We start from the raw sequence: 10,634 nt of genomic DNA, 5'->3' as shown, positions 1-10,634 counted from the left end.
AGTGGAGAAGATCGTCATTGACCAGAAGACGAGGGTCGCGAAGTGCTATCTATTAAAGATACCGAAGCAAGACCTCGGTTTATTAGAAAAAAAAAGGGGTGTTAATAAAATAACACCCCTTTCAAGCGTGTCCCCAACGAGATTCGAACTCGTGTTAGAAGCTTGAAAAGCTCCGGTCCTAGGCCTCTAGACGATGGGGACTTGTCAATGAACAATTAACAATGAACAATCAACAATAAATGAACGTCGGTCCGTACCTTCTCGACCAACACTGTTCATTGTTAATTGTTCATTGTTCACTGACATCGGGTGGCCAGTGGGACTTGAACCCACGACCTCCAGGGCCACAACCTGGCATTCTAACCAACTGAACTATGGCCACCGTGTAAATGATTTTGGCAACCAATCCCGCCTGTCGGCGGGATCCACAATTTTACGCTCGACTTAGCTTCGCTGCGCTCGCTAAGCCGAGTAAAGTTGGGACTGAACTATGGCCACCGTGTAAATGATTTTGGCAACCAATCCCGCCTGTCGGCGGGACCCACAATTTTACGATCGCCTTAGCTTCGCTGCGCTCGCTAAGCCGAGCAAAATTGGGACTGAACTATGGCCACCATAGATTCAAAAGCCTGTCAGATCATAGACAGGCTTTTTTTGAACTCAAAAAGGTACGAAAATTTTTCCGGGAAGGCAAGACGAATTTATCAAGGCTGCACTGTCACACCTGCCGTTTTTTTCAGCTTTCTTTTATATTCCCTCCACCACGCATCGATTTTTCTTCCGCTCCAGACCGTGAAAAGGAAAAAGAGAACGCCGGCGATGACGTCGATGGCGTAATGATAACGAAGATAAACGGTCGAGATAATAAGGAGCGAACCGGCGACGAGCAAAACCCAGCGGCTCTTCAATCTGTTAGAGAACGCAATATACAGGATCGTCAGCGTGAGCTGCGTGTGTCCGCTCGGAAACGCATCCCTCTGCGCAAAGTCGACTGCATGGGTGACACCTTTTGGTATCGATTCTCCCGCATTGACAAAATCGCGCAGCGCGTTCGTCACCCACACTCCTGGCAATGATGTATCAAGAGAATTGAAATCATACAGAGTGAACCGCGGACCGACTGCCGGGAGCAGAAAATAACCGACATACGAAAGATAGAATCCGTAGATCACAAGAAATGCCCCGAGAAAATATTCAGTATGCCGCTTCTCGAAACTCAGCTCAAAAAAAACGCTCAGTAAGATTAGATAGTAGCTTGCATAGCTGATCTGAAGAATTTCGGTGACGGCGGGCGAAGCAAAATTCATCATCCAGTGCGTCGGGTCCCCCCCGAAGATCCACCGGTCGGCCTGGATAAGCAGCCAGTCGAAATCCTGCGGATGGATCGGATGCACCATCATATACGTCTCTTTGAAGACGTAAAAGATCATCGGCACAGGATACCAGTCCCTGATGTATTTGAGCGCCCGTGCATCGGTTTCCTGCGCCTTCCTGGCCAGGAAGGGAATGAGGCCGACAAGGAGAATATTGCATCCTGCAAGAACATACCAGTACGGAATGACTGAAGAGAAGATTATGGCCAGCGCTGCGACGATGGTGAGAAATATCATCGTTGCAATATCGCTCGTCGTCAGCAGCGCAATTCGGTAACGGAAAGAAGATGTCATACTGAGAATCGTTTGCCGGTTATGGCCGTTACTTCGTTCGAAAGGGTGACGAAGTCCTCGACCGATAATTCCTCGGGACGGCGGTCGAAATTCGCCGTCGATTGCTTAAAAAATTCGCTGGGGACATCGAGGGCCCGAAGTCCGTTGCGGAGCATTTTTCGCCGCGTGCTGAACGTTCCCCGGACGACCGCGCGGAACGTGGTATCGTCGATCGCTTTTCGGAAAAACGGCTTCCTCAAATCCAGCGACACGACGGCGGAGGTGACGTCCGGCACCGGATAGAATGAGCCGGGGGCGACGGTGAATTTCAATTCCGGTGTGGAATAATACTGCGCAAATACCGAAAGGATCCCGTATTCCTTTGAACGGGGTCTTGCCGTCAGCCGCCGGGCCACTTCATACTGCATCATGAACGTACAGTCGCAGATCGCTTCCGCAGCATCGATCGCCCAAAAAAGGATCGGGCTGGTGATGTAATACGGAATGTTCCCCACGACGCGGAACGCTCCCCCCATGTTTTTTGCAATGGTGCGGGGATCGAGTTCAAGGACATCGTCGTGATACAATGTTAACGCATTTCCGTATGTTGAACGAAGTTCAGCGGCAAGATGATCATCGATCTCCACGGCCGCCATCTTCGGAATTTCGGCGAGCAAGAGCGCCGTCAGTGCTCCTCTCCCGGGACCGATCTCAAGGAGGCGGTCCGATGTCGTAAGGTTCAACGAACGGACTATTTTTTTCGCTACGTTGGCGTCGGTAAGAAAATTCTGTCCGAGAGATTTTTTTGGCCGGTTCACTCAGTGCCAATAGGCTGGGTCGACATTCAATTGTGGAAAAATATACCAAACTGTTACTGGTTTGTCAACGAAAAGAGAAAGGGGGAGCGGATTTCCATCCGTTCCCTTACCGTGCGTTGAAAATTCGGCGGTGTTGCAGTTTGAGAATTCCCATGCTCGCTCCCGAACTTGGTTTGGGTGCGGCTCTATGACTTGTCTTTCGTCTGAAAGCGTCGAACGGGAGACCGGGAGCCACTGCCTCAAAAGCCTCGAGGCGCAGCGCCACCGACAATTCTCACCTTGACTTTGGCCCCTCGATTAAATATTTTTTAATGGAAACTGGTTTTATCGAATTGACAGGAAGAGCTATGAAGAAAATTCGCATTGTCATGGCGGACGACCACGACGTTGTCCGCCTCGGGATCTCAGCATTGTTGTCGACCGTGGGCGATTTCGATGTCGTCGGACAGGCATCGGACGGAGAAGCAGCCGTGGCCGCCGTGAAGAAACTGAACCCCGACGTCGTCATTCTCGATTTGGAGATGCCCAAAATGTCCGGAGTCGAAGCGGCGAAGATCATCAAGCTAAAGTATCCCGGCACGAAGATCCTCATCCTCAGCGGGTTCGAAAATGAGAAATACGTCACGGAGATTTTGCGCTCGGGAGCCGGAGGATACGTTGTGAAAAACGTGGGGAAGGAAGAGCTGGCGGAGGCGATCCGGGTCGTGGCGGAAGGGAAGCGGTTCTTCAGCCCGAGCGTTTCGCGCATCATGGTGGAGGGACTGCTGAAAAAACATTCCGCCGAGCTCGAGAAATTATCGCATCTCCGCGAGCCCCTGACGGATATTGAGATGGAAATTCTTTCCTTCCTCACCCAAGGATTGAAACCGGAACAGATCGGCGAACGCCTATCAATGAGCAAATCGTCCGTCGACAAGCATTTCACCGCTCTCAAGAAAAAACTGGACATCGTTGACGTCGTGAACCTCGTCCAGTTTGCGAAGGAGTACGGTTTCGTCGTCAATAAAATATGAGTTGTGCCGCTACTGCTTCACCGCCGTCCAGTCCGCCGTCGCGCTGAGCGTCGGCCACCCCGTCTTTTTTGCCGAAGCCCGATAGCTCCCGGCCCCCGTTCCGACCGTCATAAAATATCCCTTCAAATATCCGGAGATAGTGAACCCCTGGGACGTCTGCGTCAGGGTTGCGTTGATGGTTCCGTCGCTCGCGATGATGCCGGTGAGCGTGATGTTCCTGACGAATCCGATTCCCGGGAACTGGATATCGATATGCCCGTTGATGTCGTACCGCGAGTAAACGATGCTCTTCGAAATATTGAAATTAAAATTCATGCTCAGAGTTGTCCCCACCCAATTGCCGCAAATGCTGTCCGCCGCCGGGCTCAGGTATTGGTAGTAGACGACGTACTTGTAGCGGGTCGTCGCGAGACCAGTCTGGCTTGAGTTTTCAGCGGTCGCAACGATCGTCCGGAACCCCGTCTGCAGTCCGATGATGGTCTCCGAAAAATTTCCGTTACCGTCGTACGGTACATTCGTGTTGTTGTATCCGGAGCTTGCTTCGGAGAGGAGCAGGATCGCATGCTGCTGCACATTTCCCGAGACCGAAACGGTGTCCCTGAAGATCACCGAATATTCCGGCGGGTCCAGGCTCAAGCCCGGAGCCGAATTGCCGGTCTGCACGCTCACCAGAACGGAGGGAGCGGTTGCACCCCCCGCCGTTGCTGAGATGCTGGAATAGCCTGCGCCGTGGGCGGTAACGACGCCGTTGGAAACGGTCGCTACCCCGGTGTTCGAAGAGGTCCACGTCGCCTGGTCGGAGGGAAATGGAGTTGTGTTGGTGTCGACCGACGTCGAAGTGAAGCCCGTCTCGGTGAGAATGCCGCTGTTGGTCGACGTCTGCTGCGTTGAGTCAACGGTCGTGCCTCGCAGGCTCAGTGTCTGTGTCGCGTTCACCGCCATGTTCAACGTATCGGGATGCGGAACTATTTCCAGCGCCGCAAGGGTCGTTGTCGTTTGATTGGTTTCTTTCTGAGGGAGGCATCCGCAGAGCAAACCGAACAGGCCCGTAGCGAGAAGAATTGAAAGTGTTTTCATGGTCGTTTCAATTATGGAAGTAGAAACTGATGCCGGCGCTCAGGTAAAGGCCGCCGAGGTTAGGAACCGTGTTGCCGTCCGCGAGCGTCGCTTTTCGTGCCATCACAGAATATTCCGCCTCAAAGTTGATAGCAAGCGGGTCGGCAATTTTTGGAGAGAGCCCGACGGCAAAAGCATATCCGTTGTCGTCGACTTTTTGGCTTGCGGCCAGCACGTCGATGGCCGGGTTCACGGTGCCGATCGTCTCCTGGGCATGGTTGAAAACGTATAACGCATCGAGATAGAACGCCGAGTTGCCCGGTCCAAAACGGAGGCCGGTCAGGAGGATGGTTTGCTTCCACTGAGCCGATCCGGTCGCGGCGATATTGCTGACGAGCGATTGTCCCGACGCTTCAAACGTCCGGTATTTCCCGATGACAAAGAGGGATCCGGTTCCGAGCCCGGCAACCGCGGTGTAGGAGAGTTTCCTGTCAGTGTATATGGTATTGAAGTTTCCGCCGGCGTCGATGTTGAATTTTCCGACTGCGCCGCCAAGAAGGATCGTGAACGCGTTGCCCGAACTCTGAGCGAAAATTTCCGAAGATGCAAAACAGAGAAGAATGATGAAGAGGTTTTTTTTCATAGTGGATATCCCCGTGAGTGGAAGAAGCCCCGAACGACGTTGTGAAAATAGGGGGGATCAGAACAAAAAGAAGTGACGCACAACACTCAGCGCGACTGGACCATGTCCCGCACGATGTCGGTGATTTTCCTGAAGTCGATCTTCCCGCTCCCCATTTTAGGCAGATCGCTGATGACGACGAACTGTTTCGGCAGCGCGATGTTCGGCAGATGATCCGACATTTTTCTGAGGACGGCTTTTTCGTCGATCTGCTGGGTGACGGCCGCGACGATCTTTGCGCCGCGCAAATGGTCCGGAACTTCGACGACGCAGCATTCTACGTCCCGGTCGAGGAATCGTTCAAGGACATCTTCGACCTTGATAAGCGATACCATTTCTCCGCCGATCTTCATGAAGCGTTTCAGCCTCCCGACATGCCACAAATATCCGTCCTCGTCCATGTATCCCATGTCGCCGGTGTCGTACCATCCGTGACGGATGCTCAGCGAAGTCTGCTCGAAATCGTCAAAATATCCCTTCATCACGTTGTCCCCCTTGACCAGAATCTTTCCGATCTCGTTCACTTTGCACTCTTCCCCCGTCTCGTAGTTTTCCATCCGCACCTGCACTCCCGGAATCACTTTCCCTACGCTCCCGGGCCTGTTGTTGCTGTGCGTATTGACCGTGATCGCCGGGCTCGTTTCAGTGGCGCCGTAGGCCTCGAGCAGCACCATGCCGTGCTTCTCCATGAAGCCCTGGCGGAGCGATTCCGGACATTTGTCGGCGCCGGTGATCATGATCCTCACAGATGCGAAATCCCCTTTTTCGGACTTATTCAGATAGCCGTGGAAGAACGTCGGCGTTCCGACCATCAGCGTGACCTTCTCTTCACGGGCGATGGTACAGATCACTTTGAAATCGAGAGGATTTGCGTACGTCACCATGGTCATGCCGAAATAGAGAGGCGCCCAGAGGTTCGCGGTCTGCCCGAAGATATGGAAATAAGGGAGGTTCGCGAGGAAGGTATCGCTCGCGGCCAGCCCATAGACCTTTTCGAGACTGTCGATGTTGGAGGCGATGTTGCGATGTGTCAGCTGGACAGCCTTCGGTTCTTTCTCGCTGCCGCTTGTAAAAAGGATGAACAGCGTGTCGTCTTCGTTCCCCGCATATATTTTATTGATGATATTTTGCGCAGGGAGCTTCGACTTCAGCGCGGCTTTGATCTTGTCGAACATCGTCACGCTGGACATGATGTCCTCAATGAACACCATCCCCTCGACTTTGCGGCAGTTGATTTTTTCGAGCAGCGCCTTCGACGTGATGATCGTCTTGAATTCGCATTTTTTCTGCGCGTACTCCGCGTTGGCCGCAGCCCCGGTGGAATAATTGATCATCACCGGCGTCCGTCCGTTCATCAGCGCCCCGAGGACGGACAACGCACATCCCGCGGAGGTCGGGATCATGATGCCGATGAACCCTTCATCGTACTTCTTGAGTTTCTCCGAGAGGATGAGGGAAGCGATAAGCGCTTTTCCGTACGTGAGCCGGGTATTGGTCGTCCGGTCGACGATCGCAATCTTGCTTTCGTACTGCTTTGCGATACGGACAAATTGATGATGAAGGAGCATCGGGCTCTCTCGTGAAAGCGTCGTTTGACGTCAGCGTATGCTGATAAGCTTTATATCGTGTTTGCCGGCGGGGTTGTTACCGGCATAAGATCAGGCTGTACGGCTTTGTCACGCGGCAATAAAGATGGGGAGAATTTAGTGGAGTTTAGGTTGAATGGCAAGTGGTATTTTGGCTCTTGCGACATGCGCCGTCTTTGGGCCGATTACGATATTGGGTTCTTGGCGTCCGGGAAGACACTGAACCAACGGCAGATCACGATGCTGTATTGATGCCAGTTATCACGCGTTCTCGCCCGGCATCTTCGGGCAGTGCTCATCGTCATCCCTCGTTGCATTTCTGTACGAATTGTATTACTTTGAGCAAATCACTGAACGACTACGAATTACAGTATGGCAGAAGAAACGAACGAGCAACAGCCGCATGACGAACCCTTCAGGCGCTCACGGTACCGTCGGTACCGGCGGCCGAACAGAAAACCGCATGAATCAGCTCCGGCAGAAGGCGTCTCCCCCGCGGATTCATCCGCCGCTTCGGTTTCGATGAGCGAAGTCCCCGCTGCCGGTTCCGCGCAGCAGGACAACAGGCCGCCGCAGCAGTCAAATCAGCACCGCCCGCAGAGCAACGTCGAAGTTTCCGTCGTCATTCCTCTCTATAACGAAGAGCTGTCTCTCAAAGAACTTGCCGATCAGCTGAAGAATACGCTCGTCCGCATGGGCGGACGCTACGAATTGATCTTTGTCGATGACGGCAGCACTGATAATTCGTTCCGCGTGCTGCGCGACCTTCATTTTCGCAACAACCGGATCAAGGTCATCCGGTTCCGGAGGAATTACGGAAAAAGCGCCGCGCTCATGGTCGGCTTCCAGCGGGCGGTTGGTGAATTCGTCATTACGATGGATGCCGATTTGCAGGACGACCCGGCCGAAATCCCGAACCTCATCCGGCAGATTAAATCGGGCTACGACGTCGTGTCGGGATGGAAGAAGAAACGCCACGACCCGATCACGAAAACGATTCCGTCCAAGTTTTTCAACTTCGTCACGAGCCTGATGACCGGCGTGAAGATTCATGACTCGAATTGCGGATTGAAAGCGTACCGCCGCGACGTCGTTAAAAGTGTGAACGTGTATGGCGAACTGCATCGGTACATTCCGGCCCTGGCGCACTGGCAGGGGTTCCGTGTCGGCGAAGCGGTTGTTCAGCACCGGGCCCGCAAATACGGAAAAACCAAGTTCGGGATGGGGAGATTTTTCAGAGGGTTTCTCGATCTACTCACGGTTCTCTTTACCACGCGCTACATTTCCCGCCCGCTGCACCTGTTCGGTGTGTGGGGAATTGTCTCCGCCTTTGTCGGCCTTTGCGTTGACGGCTACCTTGTCGCCGAATGGATCGCGGGAAGGACGTCGCTCAGCAACCGCCCGCTCTTCCTTGTCGGCTTGATCCTCGTGATCGTCGGGATCCAGTTCGTGTCGATCGGACTCCTCGGAGAGATGATCACCAAGGGACAGCACGTGGAAAAGGAATACTCCATCAGGGAAATCATCAAGTGACGGCGTCAGCGCAACGCGGTCCGTTCATTACAGCCGATCGTCGTATCCCTGAACCGCACCCGGCTATCGCCAACGCTTTTTTCAAGAACCCATGATCCTCAAGACCGACTGCCGCTACTTCCGCGGCGATGTCCCATGCAAACCGCATAAGCAGCACGGGGTCCATTGCGACAGCTGCACGTATTACGCCCCTATCGATAAGAACATCCTCATCATCAAGCTTGGTGCGATCGGCGATGTCATTAGAACGACGCCGCTTCTTCACCGCCTGAAAAAGGAATTCCCTCATGCGAAGCTCTGGTGGCTCACGCTGACGCCGGAGATGCTCCCCGATCTGGTCGATGTCCGGATGAAATTCTCGCTGGAAAATGTCGTCGCCCTCCGTTCCGTAACGTTCGACATCCTGTACAACCTCGACAAGGACCGCGAGGCGTGCGCCCTTTCGCTTCAGATTACGGCGGACACAAAAAAGGGATTCGTCTTAAAGAACGGGGTCTGCGCCCCGGCGGACAAGGATGCAGAAGCGAAATTCCAGACCGGCGTTTTCGACGACGTGAACAAAGCGAACACGAAAAGCTATCCGCAGGAGATTTTTGAGGTGTGCGGGTTCGCCTTCAACGGAGAGAAATATATTCTTCCGTTCGAACCGTGGAAGGACAGGCGGTGGGAGACGGCCGGAAAGAAAAAAATTGTCGGCCTCAATACCGGCTGCGGCGGACGGTGGACGTCGCGCCTCTGGCCCGAGAAATACTGGGTCGCGGCGGCGATCGCGCTGAAAAAGGCGGGCTACGAGGTCTTCCTGCTCGGCGGAGAACAGGAGCACAAGAAAAACTTGAAGATCGCCCGGGCCTCGAAGGCAAAATACTTCGGCCATTATCCGCTGAAGCAGTTCATCAACCTCATCGACCAGTGTGACCTCGTCGTCACTGCGGTGACGATGGCGATGCATCTCACGATCGGGCTGGGAAAGAAGATCGTTCTCTTCAACAATATTTTTAACAAGCACGAGTTCGAGTTGTACGGGCTCGGCGAGATCCTCGAACCCGAATTCGAGTGCACGTGCTACTACTCGCCGACGTGCCCGAACAATTGCATGCAGTACCTTTATCCGGACCGGGTTGTGAAGTCGGTCCGTCAACTTCTGGAACCATCGGCGTGAAGTCCGGGCGATGAACATCATCATTCTCGGCACGGCGTATCCGTTGCGCGGCGGCATTGCTCACTACATCGCCCTGCTGTATACGCATCTCAGGAAGCGGCATCACGTAGAAGTCGTCTCGTTCAAGAGGCAGTATCCGAAGATCCTTTTCCCGGGAAAATCGCAGGAGGAAGAAGGGGACCCGGGACTGCCGGTGACAAGCGAACAGCTGATGGATTCCGTGAATCCCCTGAATTGGATCAGGGTCGGCCTGGCCCTCCGCAGGCGGAATCCGGACCTCGTGATCTTCAAATACTGGCTTCCGTTTTTCGGTCCCTGCTTCGGGACGATCTGCGCGCTGATCAAATACGGGCGGAAAACCAGGGTCGTCGCGATCTGCGACAATGTGATCCCGCACGAACGCAGACCCGGGGACAGACTATTCACATGGTATGCATTCAAGTTTGTCGACGGATACATCGTCCAGTCGGATTCTGTCGAGAAGGATCTGGTGGCGACGGTCGACAACCCCCGGTACAAAAAGGTTCCGCACCCGGTGTACGAGATTTTCGGAGCGCGCCTCGGCAAAAAAGACGCACGGGCCGCGCTGAACATCCGCGATGAAAGAGTGATCCTGTTTTTCGGCTACATTCGCCCGTATAAAGGACTCCATGTGATGATCGACGCGATGAAGGAGCTCAAGAAATCTCTTCGCGTCAAATTGCTCGTCGTCGGCGAATACTATGACGACGAAGAACAGTACCGCTGGCACATTTCGGATGCGCAGGTGCGCGATGTGGTCGACGTTGTTTCCGACTATGTGCCGAATGAAATGGTCGGAAAATATTTTTCAGCCGCGGATGCCGTGATGCTGCCGTACCTTTCCGCTACGCAGAGCGGCATCGCTCAGATCGCATACAATTTCGATAAACCGGTCATCGCGACCGACGTCGGCGGCCTCGCCGAAGTTGTCGTGGACGGAGTCTCGGGACTCGTCGTGCCGCCGAACAATCCCTCCAGGCTTGCGGAAGCGGTCCTCCGGTTCTACAACGAAGGCCTTGAAGAGACACTTTCCGCCGGCGCCGCGCGTGAAAAGAAAAAATATTCGTGGGAGAGAATGACGGAAGCGATCGAACAGCTGACAGCTAGCAGTGAACAGTGA

The 10,634-nt window shown here is 53.9% G+C and carries 9 protein-coding genes and 2 tRNA genes; 4 read left to right on the top strand and 7 right to left on the bottom strand.

What is annotated here, in order from left to right; all coding sequences use genetic code 11:
* Positions 1-128: 128 nt before the first annotated feature.
* The 4 genes from VMF88_12540 to rsmA all read right to left on the bottom strand — a co-directional run bounded on the left by VMF88_12540 (position 129) and on the right by rsmA (position 2,464).
* Positions 129-201, bottom strand: a tRNA-Glu gene (locus tag VMF88_12540).
* A gap of 107 nt (positions 202-308) precedes the next feature.
* Positions 309-382, bottom strand: a tRNA-His gene (locus VMF88_12535).
* A 322-nt stretch (positions 383-704) separates the two neighbouring features.
* Positions 705-1,667 (bottom strand): phosphatase PAP2 family protein, encoded by a 963-nt coding sequence (locus tag VMF88_12530; GenBank protein ID HTY11886.1) that lies wholly within the window; start codon positions 1,665-1,667, stop codon positions 705-707.
* The gene (rsmA, locus tag VMF88_12525) at positions 1,664-2,464 is read right to left on the bottom strand and encodes a 16S rRNA (adenine(1518)-N(6)/adenine(1519)-N(6))-dimethyltransferase RsmA (protein ID HTY11885.1); all 801 of its coding nucleotides are present in this window, start codon (positions 2,462-2,464) and stop codon (positions 1,664-1,666) included. The genes VMF88_12530 and rsmA overlap by 4 nt, the downstream gene beginning before the upstream one ends.
* A 347-nt stretch (positions 2,465-2,811) precedes the next feature.
* Here rsmA and VMF88_12520 point away from each other — a divergent pair, with 347 nt between their 5' ends.
* Positions 2,812-3,477 (top strand): response regulator transcription factor, encoded by a 666-nt coding sequence (locus tag VMF88_12520; GenBank protein HTY11884.1) that lies wholly within the window; start codon positions 2,812-2,814, stop codon positions 3,475-3,477.
* Positions 3,478-3,486: 9 nt separating this feature from the next.
* Here VMF88_12520 and VMF88_12515 read toward each other — a convergent pair whose 3' ends face one another.
* The 3 genes from VMF88_12515 to VMF88_12505 form a co-directional block, all read right to left on the bottom strand.
* Positions 3,487-4,554 carry a hypothetical protein gene (locus VMF88_12515; protein ID HTY11883.1) on the bottom strand — a complete coding sequence of 356 codons (1,068 nt, stop codon included), beginning with the start codon at positions 4,552-4,554 and terminating at the stop codon, positions 3,487-3,489.
* Positions 4,555-4,561: 7 nt separating this feature from the next.
* Complete coding sequence (locus VMF88_12510; GenBank protein ID HTY11882.1) at positions 4,562-5,176, bottom strand: hypothetical protein; 615 nt, start codon at positions 5,174-5,176, stop codon at positions 4,562-4,564.
* A gap of 86 nt (positions 5,177-5,262) precedes the next feature.
* The gene (locus VMF88_12505; GenBank protein ID HTY11881.1) at positions 5,263-6,783 is read right to left on the bottom strand and encodes an AMP-binding protein; all 1,521 of its coding nucleotides are present in this window, start codon (positions 6,781-6,783) and stop codon (positions 5,263-5,265) included.
* Positions 6,784-7,173: 390 nt separating this feature from the next.
* Between VMF88_12505 and VMF88_12500 the strand changes: the two genes are divergently transcribed.
* From VMF88_12500 to VMF88_12490, 3 genes are all read left to right on the top strand, one after another.
* A complete protein-coding gene (locus VMF88_12500) occupies positions 7,174-8,334 on the top strand; it encodes a glycosyltransferase family 2 protein (GenBank protein ID HTY11880.1) in 1,161 nt (386 codons plus the stop codon).
* Positions 8,335-8,425: 91 nt separating this feature from the next.
* Positions 8,426-9,493 (top strand): glycosyltransferase family 9 protein, encoded by a 1,068-nt coding sequence (locus VMF88_12495; protein ID HTY11879.1) that lies wholly within the window; start codon positions 8,426-8,428, stop codon positions 9,491-9,493.
* Between the two features lie 10 nt (positions 9,494-9,503).
* Entirely contained in the window at positions 9,504-10,634 is a 1,131-nt protein-coding gene (locus VMF88_12490; GenBank protein ID HTY11878.1) for a glycosyltransferase, read from the top strand.

The organism is Bacteroidota bacterium, assembly GCA_035506275.1.
Taxonomy (GTDB): Bacteria; Bacteroidota; Ignavibacteria; order UBA10030; family UBA8401; genus JAGVPT01.
This window is presented reverse-complemented; position numbering and strand designations above follow the sequence as displayed.